This is a genomic window from Pseudomonas paraveronii, from assembly GCF_963681955.1.
Classification (GTDB): domain Bacteria; phylum Pseudomonadota; class Gammaproteobacteria; order Pseudomonadales; family Pseudomonadaceae; genus Aquipseudomonas; species Aquipseudomonas paraveronii.
This window is the reverse complement of the sequence record NZ_OY817130.1, coordinates 635,642-649,214: the sequence shown is the minus strand read 5'-3', so window position 1 is coordinate 649,214 and position 13,573 is coordinate 635,642. Positions and strand designations below refer to the sequence as shown.

At 61.7% G+C, this 13,573-nt stretch carries 11 protein-coding genes; 4 read left to right on the top strand and 7 right to left on the bottom strand.

Features of this window, described 5'->3' with window-relative positions; translation table 11 throughout:
- The 4 genes from U5A08_RS02770 to amaB form a co-directional block, all read right to left on the bottom strand.
- Window positions 1-915 (bottom strand): ABC transporter permease subunit, encoded by a 915-nt coding sequence (locus U5A08_RS02770; protein ID WP_012721939.1) that lies wholly within the window; start codon window positions 913-915, stop codon window positions 1-3.
- A 200-nt stretch (window positions 916-1,115) separates the two neighbouring features.
- Window positions 1,116-2,252 (bottom strand): branched-chain amino acid ABC transporter substrate-binding protein, encoded by a 1,137-nt coding sequence (locus U5A08_RS02765; protein WP_253393155.1) that lies wholly within the window; start codon window positions 2,250-2,252, stop codon window positions 1,116-1,118.
- 386 nt (window positions 2,253-2,638) lie between these two features.
- Complete coding sequence (amaA, locus tag U5A08_RS02760) at window positions 2,639-3,922, bottom strand: L-pipecolate oxidase (RefSeq protein ID WP_253393154.1); 1,284 nt, start codon at window positions 3,920-3,922, stop codon at window positions 2,639-2,641.
- A gap of 172 nt (window positions 3,923-4,094) precedes the next feature.
- The gene (amaB, locus tag U5A08_RS02755) at window positions 4,095-5,585 is read right to left on the bottom strand and encodes an L-piperidine-6-carboxylate dehydrogenase (RefSeq protein ID WP_253393153.1); all 1,491 of its coding nucleotides are present in this window, start codon (window positions 5,583-5,585) and stop codon (window positions 4,095-4,097) included.
- A gap of 154 nt (window positions 5,586-5,739) precedes the next feature.
- Here amaB and U5A08_RS02750 point away from each other — a divergent pair, with 154 nt between their 5' ends.
- The 3 genes from U5A08_RS02750 to nadE all read left to right on the top strand — a co-directional run bounded on the left by U5A08_RS02750 (window position 5,740) and on the right by nadE (window position 8,898).
- Window positions 5,740-6,630 (top strand): LysR family transcriptional regulator, encoded by an 891-nt coding sequence (locus U5A08_RS02750; protein ID WP_253393152.1) that lies wholly within the window; start codon window positions 5,740-5,742, stop codon window positions 6,628-6,630.
- A gap of 222 nt (window positions 6,631-6,852) precedes the next feature.
- Window positions 6,853-8,067: a nicotinate phosphoribosyltransferase gene (gene pncB / locus U5A08_RS02745; protein WP_253393151.1), complete on the top strand. Its 1,215-nt coding sequence runs from the start codon at window positions 6,853-6,855 to the stop codon at window positions 8,065-8,067.
- Window positions 8,068-8,070: 3 nt separating this feature from the next.
- Window positions 8,071-8,898 carry an NAD(+) synthase gene (gene nadE / locus U5A08_RS02740; RefSeq protein ID WP_253393149.1) on the top strand — a complete coding sequence of 276 codons (828 nt, stop codon included), beginning with the start codon at window positions 8,071-8,073 and terminating at the stop codon, window positions 8,896-8,898.
- Between the two features lie 136 nt (window positions 8,899-9,034).
- Here nadE and azu read toward each other — a convergent pair whose 3' ends face one another.
- Window positions 9,035-9,481, bottom strand: a complete 447-nt coding sequence (gene azu / locus U5A08_RS02735; protein WP_253393147.1) for an azurin — start codon at window positions 9,479-9,481, stop codon at window positions 9,035-9,037.
- Window positions 9,482-9,814: 333 nt separating this feature from the next.
- On the opposite strand from azu, the gene U5A08_RS02730 reads away from it, so the two are divergent.
- Entirely contained in the window at window positions 9,815-9,997 is a 183-nt protein-coding gene (locus U5A08_RS02730) for a DUF3510 domain-containing protein (protein ID WP_253393146.1), read from the top strand.
- Window positions 9,998-10,099: 102 nt separating this feature from the next.
- Here the strand turns inward: U5A08_RS02730 and U5A08_RS02725 are convergent, their stop codons facing one another.
- A complete protein-coding gene (locus U5A08_RS02725) occupies window positions 10,100-10,990 on the bottom strand; it encodes a transglutaminase family protein (protein ID WP_321850172.1) in 891 nt (296 codons plus the stop codon).
- Window positions 10,990-13,476 (bottom strand): circularly permuted type 2 ATP-grasp protein, encoded by a 2,487-nt coding sequence (locus tag U5A08_RS02720; RefSeq protein WP_253393135.1) that lies wholly within the window; start codon window positions 13,474-13,476, stop codon window positions 10,990-10,992. Before U5A08_RS02720 ends, U5A08_RS02725 begins: the two co-directional genes overlap by 1 nt.
- Between the last annotated feature and the right edge of the window lie 97 nt (window positions 13,477-13,573).

The following is a 13,573-nucleotide window of genomic DNA, read 5'->3' as shown; positions in this document are numbered from 1 at the left end:
TTACACCTTCGCCACGAGTGGGCGACCAAGCAGGCCCTGGGGACGGAAAATCAGAATCACCACCAGCAGGGAGAAACTGAACACATCTTTGTAGTCAGAGTTGATCAACCCCGAGAACAGCGACTCCGAAATACCGAGGATGATCCCGCCCAGCATGGCCCCAGGCAGGGAACCGATGCCGCCGAGTACCGCTGCGGTGAAGGCCTTGATGCCGATGATGAAGCCGGCGTAGAAGTCGAACGTGCCGTAGTTGAGGGTGATCAACACGCCAGCCAGGGCCGCCATGGCGGCACCGATGACAAACACGTAGGAGATCACGCGGTCGGTGTTGATGCCGAGGATCGAGGCCATCTTGCGGTCTTGCTGGGTCGCGCGGCACATGCGGCCGAGCTTGGTGTACTTGATGATGTAGGTCAGCAAGGCCATGCCGGCGAAGGCCGCGACCAGGATGAAGACCTTGGTGTACGTCAACTGGACGAACCCGCTGCCGATATCGACGCGCCAGGCGCCGGCCAGCAGGGTCGGGATGCCTTGTTGCTTGGCACCCTGGGCGATCTGCGCGTAGTTCTGCAGGATCAGGGAGATACCGATGGCGCTGATCAGCGGTGCCAGTCGGGTGGAGTTACGCAGCGGTTTGTAGGCAACCCGCTCGATGACCCAACCGTAAACGCCGGTGACGACCACGGTGAAGACCAGGGTGCCGAGAATGAGCAGCGGGAAGGATTCGATGCCGAAGTAAGCCAGCAGTGCCAGACTGATCGCCGCGAGGTAAGCGGAAATCATATAAACCTCGCCATGGGCGAAGTTGATCATGCCAATGATGCCATAAACCATTGTGTAGCCGATGGCGATCAGGCCATAGACCGACCCGAGGGTCAGGCCGTTGACCAGTTGCTGCAGGAAAATACCATCCATAACGCAATCTCACGCGGTGAGAACCTGCACACCGCTAGGTGTGCGGTTCTTCTGGAGGAAAAGACAGATCTCAATAACAACACTGTCCCAATGTGGGGGGGGCTTGCCCCCGATTGCGGAGGGTCAGCTATACATCGGGTGGCTGATACACCGTCATCGGGGGCAAGCCCCCTCCCACACTAGGTCTGTGGCACTCAGGATTACTTCTGCTTTTCCAGCTGGTGGTATTTGCCGTCTTTGTCCCACTGGTAAACCACGTAGTCGGAGATTTTCAGGTCGCCTTTGGCGTCCCAGTTCTTCTCGCCCATGACGGTTTTGACCGGGTGAGCCTTGAGCCACTTGGCGGCTTCTTCACCCTTGTTGGACTTGGCACCGTTGAAGCCGGCCGCCAGGGCCTGGACCGACGCGTAGGCATACAGGGTGTAGCCTTCTGGCTCGGTGCCGTTTTTACGGAACTCTTCAACCACCGTCTTGCTGTCCGGCAGCAGACGCGGGTCGGCGCCGAAGGTCATGTACACGCCATCCACATATTGCTTGCCACCGGCGGTCGCCACCAGTTCGTCGGTCACGATGCCGTCGTCGGACATGAATTTCACGTCCTTGAGGCCGGCTTCACGAATCTGGCGAACCAGAGGACCGGCTTCCGGGTGCAGGCCGCCGAAGTACACGACGTCGGCGCCCAGGGAGCGGATTTTGGTGACCAGGGCGCTGAAGTCTTTCTCGCCACGGGTCAGGCCTTCTTCGAGCACCGGTTTCACGCCGCGCTTGGTCAACTGGGCAGCGGTGGCGTCGGCCAGGCCTTTGCCGTAGGTGTCCTTGTCGTTGATGACCGCAACTTTCTTGCCCTTGAGCACGTCGACGATGTAGTCGCCGGCCACGATGCCTTGCTGGTCGTCACGCCCGCACATACGGAACATGGCGCCCAGGCCGCGTTCGGTGACCTGTGGGTTGGTGGAGCCCGGGGTGATTGCGATGATGCCGGCTTCGTCGTAGACCTCGGACGCCGGGATGGTGTTGGACGAGCAGAAGTGCCCGACCACGCCGATCACTTTGTCCTGGTCCGCCAGGCGGTTGGCCACAGCCACAGCCTGCTTGGGTTCACAGGCATCGTCGCCGGCAACCAGCTTGATCTGCTCACCGTTGATGCCGCCGGCCTTGTTGATGGCATCGGCTGCCGCCTGGGCGCCCTTCATGTACTGCTCACCGAAAGCGGCGTTGGCGCCCGTCATCGGCCCCGCTACGCCAATCTTCACATCAGCTTGAACAAACGTAGAAACACCCAGCGCCGCTGCAACGGCGAGGGCCAGAAAACCTTTCTTGTAAAACGTCTGGGACATGAGTGGTGCTCCGAGGTTTTTGTTTATTGGCACTACGTATTCACTGCAAACCTTCAACTAAAACTTTCAGTGAAAGCCCAGAGCAAGCCGCGTGCCATTACGTTTTTATTCTTCAAAAAGACACGGTGTCATTGTTATTGCAGGTGTTTCGGCTCCGTTCGTCGGGACGTGCAACCCTCTAACTTCAACAGGTGCAACCCATGGATCAAAAAAGTACAACCTCCACGGGTCGCACCTGCAACCAGAGCGCTAAACGACACTTCCTACAGCTGTAACCATGCACGTAACGGAACTGCACATTTACAGTGCGTGATTGCTACAACTTGCACCAATACAGATTAGTCGTCGGCGAAGAACATGCCGGCTTCTGAAGGCTATTTCGCTGATCAGATCACGATCCGCAAGCATTGGCCGGCGTGATACAGCGAAAATCCGGCTTCATACAGGCAACTGCGCAGGCCTACCCCGGCCAGCGGTTGCATCGGCGCAAACGGAATCGGCAACGCCTGGGGATTCTGGTGACACAAGTAGTCGGCAAAGGCCTTGCCGACCACGCTGCCGGTGGTCACGCCGCGGCCGTTGTAGCCGGTCACGGCCACCAGGCCGGGCGCGGGTTCGAACAAGCGCATCAGATGGTCCGGCGTGAACGCGATGCAGCCGGTCCAGGTGCATTCCCACTGCACCGATTTGAGGTACGGAAAGTAGTGCTGCTGCACCCGATCGGCCCACGCCTTGAGGAACCACGCCGGTTTTTGGTTGCCGTTGCCCAGGCTGCCGAGCAACAGGCGGCCATCGGCATCGCGGCGGATGCTGCTGAGCACCTGGCGCGTGTCCCACGACCCCTGGCCGCCGGGGAGGATGTGTTTGGCCGCGTCGTCGGTCAGCGGCGCGGAGGCGACCTGGTAGTAATAGCCAGGGAAGAAATTGCGCCGCAGCTCGGTCCATTCGCCTTCGGTGTAGGCATTGGAGGCGATCACCACTTGTGCAGCCTGCACCGCACCGTTCGCGGTCTGCACCGACCAATTCGCACCTTGGCGTTCCAGCCGCGTGACCGGGGAATGGTCGAAAAGCTGCCCGCCCAACCCCACAGCCGCGTTGGCCAGGCCGCTGGTGTAGGCCATCGGATTCAAGGTGCCGGCCCGTCTATCCAGCAACGCAGCGGCGATTTTTTTAGTCCCGGTGGCTTGCTCGCAGGCCGCGCCGGTGAGCAACTCAACCGGCGCGCCACGGCGCTGCCATTGTTCTTCACGACTGCGCAAATCCGCCTCGCCCCGGGCGTTGTGCGCCATGTGCAAAGTGCCCTCGCGGCGCAATTGGCAATCGATGTTGTATTTGTCGACCAGGCTGAACACCAGCGACGGCGCCGCACCCAGCATGCGGTTGAGCTGGCTGCCCACCGCCTCGCCGAAACCGGCTTCGATCTCGTCCGGGGGAATCCACAGCCCGGCGTTGACCAGCCCGACATTGCGCCCCGACCCGCCATGGCCGGTGCGATGGGCTTCGAGCACGGCGACAGTTTTACCCTGTTCCAGCAAGTGAATGGCCGCCGACAAACCGGTAATCCCGGCGCCGATCACGCACACATCCACCTTCACTTCACCCTTGAGCGCGGCGCGATCCGGCCGGCCAGGGGTGAGTTGTTCCCACAAACATGTTTCGCGCAGTGCCATTGCCAGACTCCGATGAGACCTAACAAACATCTATTCCGAACTGTAAATGAGGTCGCAGGTGGGAGGGGCTTGCTCCCGATGGCAGTGGATCAGCTGGACATCTGTTGACTGACACACCGCCATCGGGGGCAAGCCCCCTCCCACATTTTGACCGCACTTCGACTTAAGGTAATCAGTCGAAGGTAATGCCCTGGGCCAGCGGCAGTTCCAGCGAGTAGTTCACGGTGTTGGTCTGGCGACGCATATACCCGCGCCACGCATCCGAGCCCGACTCACGCCCGCCGCCCGTTTCTTTCTCTCCGCCAAACGCGCCGCCGATTTCCGCGCCGCTAGGGCCGATGTTGACGTTGGCGATGCCGCAGTCGCTGCCCACCGCCGACATGAACTGCTCGGCTTCGCGCACATCGGTGGTGAAAATGCACGACGACAGGCCTTGCGGCACGGCGTTGTTCAGGCGCAGGGCTTCGGCGAAGTCGCTGTAGCCGACCACGTACAGGATCGGCGCGAAGGTTTCAGTGCAGACCACGTCGCTTTGCTCCGGCATTTCCACAATCGCTGGCGACACGTAGTAGGCATTCGGGAATTTGTCTTCCAACTGGCGCTTGCCACCAAACACCTTGCCGCCTTCGCTCAGGGCTTGCTCCAGGGCGTCCTGCATGCTGTCGAAGCCGTGCTTGTCGATCAGCGGGCCGATCAGGTTGCCTTCCAGCGGGTGGCCGATGCGCACCTTGGAATAGGCGGCCTTGAGGCGGGTGACGATTTCTTCCTTGACCGATTCATGCGCGATCAACCGGCGCAGCGTGGTGCAGCGCTGCCCGGCGGTGCCGACGGCGCTGAACAGGATGGCGCGCACGGCCATGTCCAGGTCGGCGCTTGGGCCGAGAATCATCGCGTTGTTGCCGCCCAGTTCGAGGATGCTGCGGGCAAACCGCGCGGCGACTTTCGGCGCCACTTCACGGCCCATGCGGGTGCTGCCGGTGGCGCTGATCAGCGCGACACGCGGGTCATCCACCAGCGCGGCACCGGCCTCGCGGCCGCCGATGATCACTTGGCTCAGGTATTGCGGCGCGTCGTTGAATTTTTTCAGCACGCGCTCGAACAGCGCCTGGCAGGCCAGGGCGGTGAGCGGGGTCTTTTCCGACGGTTTCCAGATCACGGCGTTGCCGCACACCAGGGCCAGGGTGGTGTTCCACGCCCACACGGCCACCGGGAAGTTGAACGCGCTGATCACGCCGACCACGCCCAGCGGGTGCCAGGTTTCACGCATGTGGTGACCGGGGCGCTCGGAGGCGATGGTCAAGCCATACAACTGGCGCGACAGGCCGACGGCGAAGTCGCAGATGTCGATCATTTCCTGCACTTCACCCAGGCCTTCCTGGGTGATCTTGCCGGCTTCCCAGGAGACCAGCTCGCCCAGGTCGGCCTTGTATTCGCGCAACACGTCGCCGAATTGGCGCACCAGCTCGCCGCGACGCGGGGCCGGCACTTTGCGCCAGGCCTCGAATGCATGCTCGGCACGACTGACCTGTTGCTCCACCTCGGCGGCACCTTCCCAGTTCACACTGCCGATACGGCTGCCATCGATCGGTGAATGCACGGGTTGTTTCCCCGCTTGGTACAGCGCCGGGTTTACCCCGAGACGATCAAGCAATGCGGCGACCATGGGTCACTCCTTCAATCTACAAACAGAAAAATTGCGCCGCAGCCCGCACGGCGATCCAAGGCTTATTTGTAGCTGGCCCAAGACTTGCCAACAAACGACGATTAGGCGAGATATCATTCCGTTTATTCATGCAAAGCATAAAAAGAGGCATGCCGTGCTGAACAAAAGACATTTGCCCTCGATCACTGCCCTGCAGTGTTTCGAAGCCGCCACCCGCCACCTGAGCTTCACCCGCGCCGCCGAGGAGCTGAACCTCACGCAAAGCGCGGTGAGCAAACAGGTGGCGCAGTTGGAAGAACTGCTGCAGCACCTGCTGTTTCGCCGGGTACGCCGACGCTTGCAAATGACCCCGGCGGGCAATTTGTATCTGGTGGAAGTGCGCAAAATCCTCACGCAGGTGGAGATGTCCACCCATTACCTGCGCTCCTACGGCGGCGAGACCGAAGTATTACGCGTGTCCACGCCCTACACCTTCGGCGCGCGCTGGCTGGTGCCGCGCCTCAAGGGCTGGCGCTTGCGTCACCCGCAGATCCACCTGGACCTGTGCAACGAACAGGAACCGGACGAGTTGCTGCAAGGCAAGGCCGACATGGCGTTCTACTTCGGCCAAGGCTCACGCCCCGGCACCGAGAGCCTGAAACTGTTCAGCGAAGAACTGATCCCGGTGTGCGCCCCGGAAAGCCTGCCCGCGCAGCCGTTCACCGACCCCACGCAACTGAGCAACCTGGTGCTGCTGCAAAACGCCTCGCGACCCCAGGGCTGGCACGACTGGTTCGCCGACCAGGGGTTTCACACCGAGCACAGTTATCACGGGCCGCGCTTCGACACCTTTTATATGTGCATTCGTGCAGCGCAGGTGGGCTGTGGCGTGGCGCTGTTGCCGCGGTTCCTGGTGGAGGAGGAACTGGCCGACGGTAAGTTGGTGATCCCCTGGCAGCATGCGATGCCGAGCCAGGATGCGTATTACCTGGCGTACCCCGAGCATTCGGCGGAGGTGCCCAAGGTGCGGGAGTTTGTGAAGTGGATGATGGAGCAGGTTATTTAGTGCCTGGAATACCGCTATCGGGGGCAAGTCGAATCGTCGCACCGCCCCTCCCACATTTGAAACGCATTCCAACCTGTGGGAGGGGGCTTGCCCCCGATGAGGCCAGTGGCCTCACTGAAAAAATCACTGGCAAAAACCCACAGGTCTATGCGCCACTACCCCCCTTCCCTAATTGTGCGTAAAGGTCGGCGCCCATCGCCGTCCCGTCTGGAGATTCCCGTTATGAGCGAGAGTGTGTTTGCCGATCGAATCGTGCAGAACCTGCTCGACACCGACTTCTACAAGCTGACCATGATGCAGGCGGTGCTGCACAACTACCCCAATGTGGAAGTTGAATGGGAGTTCCGTTGCCGCAACAGTGAAGACCTGCGCCCGTACCTGGCGGAGATCCGTTACCAGTTCGAGCGCCTCGCCGAGTTGAGCCTGAGCGCGGACCAACTGAGTTTCCTGGAGCGCATCAGCTTCATGAAACCGGATTTTTTGCGTTTCCTCGGCTTGTTCCGCTTCAACCTGCGCTATGTCCACACCGGCATCGAAAACGGCGAGCTGTTTATCCGACTGCGCGGGCCGTGGCTGCATGTGATCCTGTTTGAAGTGCCGATGCTCGCGATCATCAGCGAAGTGCGTAACCGCTATCGCTACCAGTCCGTGACCCTCGAACAGGCCCGCGAGCAGTTGTACCGCAAGTTCGACTGGCTGACCGCGAACGCCAGCAGCGACGAGCTCGCCGAGCTGCAGGTGGCGGACTTCGGCACGCGCCGACGCTTCTCCTACCGCGTGCAGGAAGAAGTGGTGAGCGTGCTCAAGCACGATTTCCCCGGCCGGTTTGTCGGCACCAGCAACGTCCATCTGGCCCGCGAGTTCGATATGAAACCGCTGGGCACCATGGCCCATGAATGGATCATGGCCCACCAGCAACTCGGCCCGCGCCTGATCGACAGCCAGATCGCCGCCCTCGATTGCTGGGTCCGCGAATACCGCGGCCTGCTGGGTATCGCCCTGACCGATTGCATCACCACCGATGCCTTCCTCGGCGACTTCGACTTGTACTTCGCCAAGCTGTTCGACGGCCTGCGCCACGACTCCGGCGACCCGGTGCAATGGGCGGAAAAAGCCATCGCCCACTACCACAAGCTGGGCATCGAGCCGATGAGCAAGACCCTGGTGTTCTCCGACAGCCTGTCGCTGCCCAAGTCCCTGGAAATATTCCGGGCGCTGCGCGGTCGGATCAATGTGAGCTTCGGCATCGGCACCAACCTGACCTGCGATATTCCAGGTGTGGAACCGATGAGCATTGTGCTTAAAATGACGGCCTGCAATGGCCAGCCCGTCGCGAAGATCTCCGATGAAGCGGGCAAGACCCACTGCACCGACCCGAATTTCGTCGCCTATTTGCGACACGTTTTCAAAGTACCTGCCCTTTCCAGCAAGGAGTGAATCATGCAAGCCGTACAGCGTGAGATTGCGCAGCAGCTCAAGGTTCAAGCACCGTTCAAAGACCAGGCCGCCCTTGAGTCCGAAATCGCCCGGCGCGTGACCTTTATCCAGGACTGCCTGCGCAATTCAGGGCTCAAGACATTGGTGTTAGGCATCAGCGGTGGCGTCGACTCCCTGACCGCAGGCCTGCTGGCCCAACGCGCCATGCAGGAACTGCGCTCCAGTACCGGCGACGAAGGCTACCGCTTTATCGCCGTGCGCCTGCCCTACGAAACCCAGTTCGATGAAATCGACGCCCAGGCCTCGGTGGACTTTATCGAACCGGACGAGCGCCACACCGTGAACATCGGCCCGGCGGTGAAATCCCTGGCCAATGAAGTGGCGGCGTTTGAAGGCAAGGCTGCGGTATCGCGTGATTTTGTGCTGGGCAACACCAAGGCGCGCATGCGCATGGTCGCGCAGTACACCATCGCCGGCGCGGCCAGTGGTCTGGTGATCGGCACCGACCATGCGGCGGAAGCGGTGATGGGCTTTTTCACCAAATTCGGCGATGGCGCCTGCGATCTGGCACCGTTGAGCGGGCTGGTGAAGAATCAGGTGCGGGCGATTGCGCGGAACTTTGGGGCGCCGGAGTCGCTGGTGGAGAAGGTCCCGACTGCCGACCTGGAAGACCTCTCGCCGGGCAAGCCGGACGAGGCGTCACATGGCGTGACCTATGCCGAGATTGATGCGTTCCTGCACGGCGAGCCGGTGCGGGAGGAAGCGTTCAGGATCATTTGCGAGACGTATCGCAAGACCGAGCACAAGCGGGTGATGCCGTTTGCGCCGTGAGGTGAACCAGATAGTGTTGTGTTGATTGTGAGGTAGCCATCGGGGGCAAGTCGAATCGTCGCACCGCCCCTCCCACATTTGAAACGCATTCCAACCTGTGGGAGGGGGCTTGCCCCCGATGAACGATAATGCGGTCTTACTTGACGACCACAGTGCCTTTCATCATCGAGATGTGGCCTGGGAACGAGCAGAAGAACGCATAGTCAGTGCCCGCTTTCAGCTTGGACACATCAAAGCTCACCGAATCTTTCTCGCCAGCACCAATCACCTTGGTGTGGGCGATGATGCGCTCGTCGCCTTCTTTCAGGTAGTTCTTGTCGAGGCCAGCAGCCATGCCATCGGTCGCAACCGGTTGCATGTCGGCGGCGCTGGCCAGTACCCAGTTATGACCCATGACGTTTTTCGGCAAGCTGCCGGAGTGAGTCAGCTCGACGGTGAACGTCTTGCAGCTCTTGTCGATCACGATTTCCTTGGTGTTGTAGGACATCTGGTCGGTAGAGTCGACGGTGACCTTGCACTCTGCAGCAAGCAACTGGCCACTTGCCAGAGTCAGCAGGGAAACAGCAACGAGTTTGGCAAACATGTGAATCTCCAAGGCAGGGTTTTAAAAACGCGTATTGCGACAAGCGTGCCTGAGACAGGCAGAAATTCTTATGACCTGAATCAACAAATTGTATACAACTTTAGGCTATCAGACTTATCGACACAATCAACCAACCAAAGTGCCACACCGCGCCTATGATCGGTCCATCACCCACTGGAGTCCGGATCATGCACCTCAATCAACTATTCAGCGGTCTGTTGGCCGCATACGCCTGCGGTAAGTGAAGGCCAAGCGCGCCGCGAAGCTGCTACCATAGCGACCCAAGGCAGCTGCGCGCCGCCCACCCTCACCTTCGACCCTAGAGGATCGCCCATGGCCAAACCTAATTACTCCTTCGCCAAACGTCAAAGAGACTTGGCCAAGGAACAGAAGAAAGAGGAAAAGCTGCAACGCAAGAAAGCTGCTGCAGATGAAGAGGCCGGCGCACTGAACCCGGATGCGGAAGGCGAAGCGGCAACCGACGACACCGAAACACCGAAAGACCCGGCCGAGTAAGCATCACTGTAGGAGCGAGCTGGCTCGCGAAGTGCGTTAACGATAACGCGGGGTGCCTGGTTCAACGCGGCGCCCTCGGTTTTTTCGCGAGCAAGCTCGCTCCTACAAGAGCGGCATCACCGTCACCCGCACTTCCGGGTCATGGCTCCCTCCCCCCAGAATCACCCCGCGCAACGGCGAAACATCGGAGAAGTCCCGGCCCCAGGCCAGGGTGATGTGTTCCAGTGCCGGCTGCACATTGTTGGTCGGATCAAAGTCCACCCAGCCCAGCACCGGGCAATACACCGAAATCCACGCATGGGACGCATCGGCGCCGATCATCCGTGGCTGGCCGGGCGGCGGCTGGGTCAGCAGGTAGCCGCTGATATAGCGCGCCGCCAGGCCCCGTGAGCGCAGGCAGGCGAGCATCAGGTGAGCGAAGTCCTGGCACACGCCGCGTCGGCGCTCGAGCACTTCCACCAGCGGCGTGGCGACTTGGGTGGCTTCGGCATCGAAGGTGAATTCGCCGAAGATTTTTTCCATCAATGCCTGGGCGCCCAACAACAGCGGACGGCCCGGCGGGAAACAGCTTTCGGAGAAATCGACGAAGGTTTTCTTCAAATGCACGTAGGGCGATTCGAAGCGAAAGCGGCAGGCTTCGATCAACGCCGGTGACAGCGGCTGGCTGCTGTAGGTCAGGCTGTCACGGGTCTGGTCCCAGGCCAGCGACTGTTGGAAATCCAGCTGCGGCCGCGCGAGCACTTCCACGGTCAGCCCGGCATTCACCAACAATTCATCATGGGGCCGCTCGAACGCCAGGCGGGTGATCGGGTTGCCGAACACGTCCAGTTCATCGCGGCGCGACGACGGCAACGGGCTGATATCCAACTGCTGCGAGGTGCAACGCTGCCAGGCGCATGGCCGTGGCCACAGATGCGCCAACTGCTGGGCCAGGGACACCGGGCTGTCGTAGTGGTAATGGGTATCGTGAAAAATCTGATAGCGCGCACTCATCACACCGACACCGTTCGCTGGCTGACATCATCCACATGGGCAAAATGGCGCAAGGCCAGGCGATCCGACACTTGCCCGCTCTCATCGGCGACCGCTTGCAGCAGGTCGGCCAGGCCGTCCAACGCAGCACGCACGCTGGCCTCGCCAAACAGCGAGTTTTCCAGGCAACCCAGGTCGAACCGCGCAAGGCGCTCGACCAAAGGCGCCAGGCCGGTTTCCCGGGGCACACCGAAATCGTCGTTGAGGCGACGCAAGGTGCGGCTCACCAGCTTCAACTGGAACAGCACGGCGTGGGGGTTCTGCTCATCCAGCAGCAACAAGTCGAGCACCGGGATCAGTTGCGGCACCGCCAGGTAGCGCGAGCGGTAGGTGATGCTGCTGTTGCCCAGTTCCAGCAGCCACTCCAGCCCGGCTTGATCGAACACCGCCACGCCACGCAGGAACGCCGCGAGGCTGCTGCTGAGGAACTGCAGGCGCTCGATGCGCCGGCCCATCATCAGAAAGCGCCAGCCTTCGTCGCGGGTCATGTCGTCCAGGGCAAACCCGGACAGCGCCGCCAGGGACATCACCAGGCGGTTGAGGAAGTCCAGCAACTCGCCAAAGTCCGGGGTTTCGCTTTCCAGCTCAATGGCTTCGCGTTGCAGCTCCACCAGGGCCTGCCAGTTCTCCCGGGACAACTTGCCGCGCACTTGGGACGCGGCCCACTGCAAGCGCTGCAGGTTGGCGCGCAGGCTCGACGGCCAGTCGTCGCCGAGCAAGGCCGCGAGCAGGCGTTCGGGCAGCTCGCCCTCCTCCGGCAGCAGGCGCAGGCTTTCGCCCAGCTCGACCGCCGCCTGCAATGCCAGCGGATCGTCGCCGTCGACATAGCGCGCCAACACAATGCGCAGCCAGCGCGCGCTGTCATCGCAGCGCTCGCAATACCGGCCAAACCAAAACAGGTTTTCCACCACCCGCGACGGCAGATAAGGATCGCGGCGCACCAGGTCATGGGCGCCGATCGGCCGTTGCGCGCGCCACTGCTCGCCGCCGGCAGCGCGTTCGCCGAGCACCCAGGTGTCCTTGCTTGCGCCGCCGCGTTGCATCGACACCACTTCGGCATCGGCCTCGGCAGCCACGCGGGTCAGGCCGCCGGGCAATACCCGGTAACCGTCAGCGCTGGCCACGGCGTAGACGCGCATACCGATGGCGCGGTGTTGCAGGTGATCCTCGACGGTGTGCCACACCGGCGCCTGGGACAGCTGCGCCAGCTCCTGGGCGACATACGCGTAAGGCCGTGCGCGCATGCGCTCGGCCAGGGCCTGGCGTTGTTCGTCATCCAGGTCGCGACCGAAGATCGGATTAAAACTCTGCGAAGGGAATGCCGGCTTGATCAGCAGCTCGGGCAGTTTCTCCAGGGCTTCGGCAAGCACCGGCGCTTCGCCGCACCACCACGTTGCAATGGACGGCAGGATCAGTTCTTCGCCAAACAAAAACTCGTTGATCTTCGGCAGAAAGCCCAACAGGCCAGGGGATTCCAGCACGCCGCTACCCAGGGCATTGGCCACCAGCACGTTGCCTTGGCGCGCGGCGTCGAGCAGGCCGGGCACGCCGAGGGCCGAGTCGGTGCGCAGTTCGAGGGGGTCGCAGAAATCGTCGTCCAGGCGGCGCATGATCGCGTGTACCCGGCGCAGGCCGCTGAGGGTTTTCAGGAACACCGTGCTGTCGCGCACCGTGAGGTCGCCGCCTTCCACCAGCGGGTAGCCAAGCTGGCGGGCGAGGTACAGGTGTTCGAAATAGCTTTCGTTGAAACGCCCGGGCGTGAGCAGCACGATCAATGGCGGTTGCTCATCGCTGGGCGCCTGGCGTGCCAGGGTTTCCTGCAGGGTGCGGAAGAAACCGGTGAGGTGCTGCACCTGCAGGTCGCGGTACAGATCCGGAAAGGCACGCGACACGATGGTGCGGTTTTCCAGCGCATAACCGGCGCCGGACGGCGCCTGGGTGCGGTCGGCGGTGACCCACCAGCGGCCATCCGGAGTGCGCGCCAAATCGACGGCATACAGGTGCAAAAACGCGCCGTCGGGCGGCTGGATGCCCTGGCACGGCCAGAGGAAGTTGTTATGCCCGAACACCAGTTCGGCCGGCAGCAAGCCTTCCTTGATCAAGCGTTGCGGGCCGTAAAGATCCGCCAGCACCGCGTTGAGCAGCCGCGCACGCTGGGCGATGCCGGCCGACAAGTGCTGCCATTCATCGGCCGCCAGCACGTGGGGCAGCAGGTCCAGTTCCCACGGGCGATCAGCGCCCTTGGGATCGGCGTAGACGTTGTAGGTCACGCCGTTTTCCTGGATCTGCCGGGTCAGCAACGCCTGGCGCTGGGCCAGTTGCGCGGGGGTGCTGCGTTGCAGGTGGTCGAGCAGGCGCTGCCAATGGGCACGCACCGCGCCGCTATCGTCCAGCAGTTCGTGATAAGTGCCCGCGGTCAGCGGGTAACGGTCGAGCAAGTCGGACATGGAACGCTCGGCAGGGGCAAGGGGGCTCAGGTTAACTTAAATTCACCGCTATCCAATGTGGGAGGGGCGGTGCGACGATTCGACTTGCTCCCGATGG

What these genes read in the sequence shown, in the direction of transcription:
- U5A08_RS02770 (WP_012721939.1), bottom strand. Translation starts at nt 915, where the DNA reads ATGGATGGTATTTTCCTGCAGCAACTGGTCAACGGCCTGACCCTCGGG.
- U5A08_RS02765 (WP_253393155.1), bottom strand. Translation starts at nt 2,252, where the DNA reads ATGTCCCAGACGTTTTACAAGAAAGGTTTTCTGGCCCTCGCCGTTGCA.
- amaA (WP_253393154.1), bottom strand. Translation starts at nt 3,922, where the DNA reads ATGGCACTGCGCGAAACATGTTTGTGGGAACAACTCACCCCTGGCCGG.
- amaB (WP_253393153.1), bottom strand. Translation starts at nt 5,585, where the DNA reads ATGGTCGCCGCATTGCTTGATCGTCTCGGGGTAAACCCGGCGCTGTAC.
- pncB (WP_253393151.1), top strand. Translation starts at nt 6,853, where the DNA reads ATGAGCGAGAGTGTGTTTGCCGATCGAATCGTGCAGAACCTGCTCGAC.
- nadE (WP_253393149.1), top strand. Translation starts at nt 8,071, where the DNA reads ATGCAAGCCGTACAGCGTGAGATTGCGCAGCAGCTCAAGGTTCAAGCA.
- azu (WP_253393147.1), bottom strand. Translation starts at nt 9,481, where the DNA reads ATGTTTGCCAAACTCGTTGCTGTTTCCCTGCTGACTCTGGCAAGTGGC.
- U5A08_RS02730 (WP_253393146.1), top strand. Translation starts at nt 9,815, where the DNA reads ATGGCCAAACCTAATTACTCCTTCGCCAAACGTCAAAGAGACTTGGCC.
- U5A08_RS02725 (WP_321850172.1), bottom strand. Translation starts at nt 10,990, where the DNA reads ATGAGTGCGCGCTATCAGATTTTTCACGATACCCATTACCACTACGAC.
- U5A08_RS02720 (WP_253393135.1), bottom strand. Translation starts at nt 13,476, where the DNA reads ATGTCCGACTTGCTCGACCGTTACCCGCTGACCGCGGGCACTTATCAC.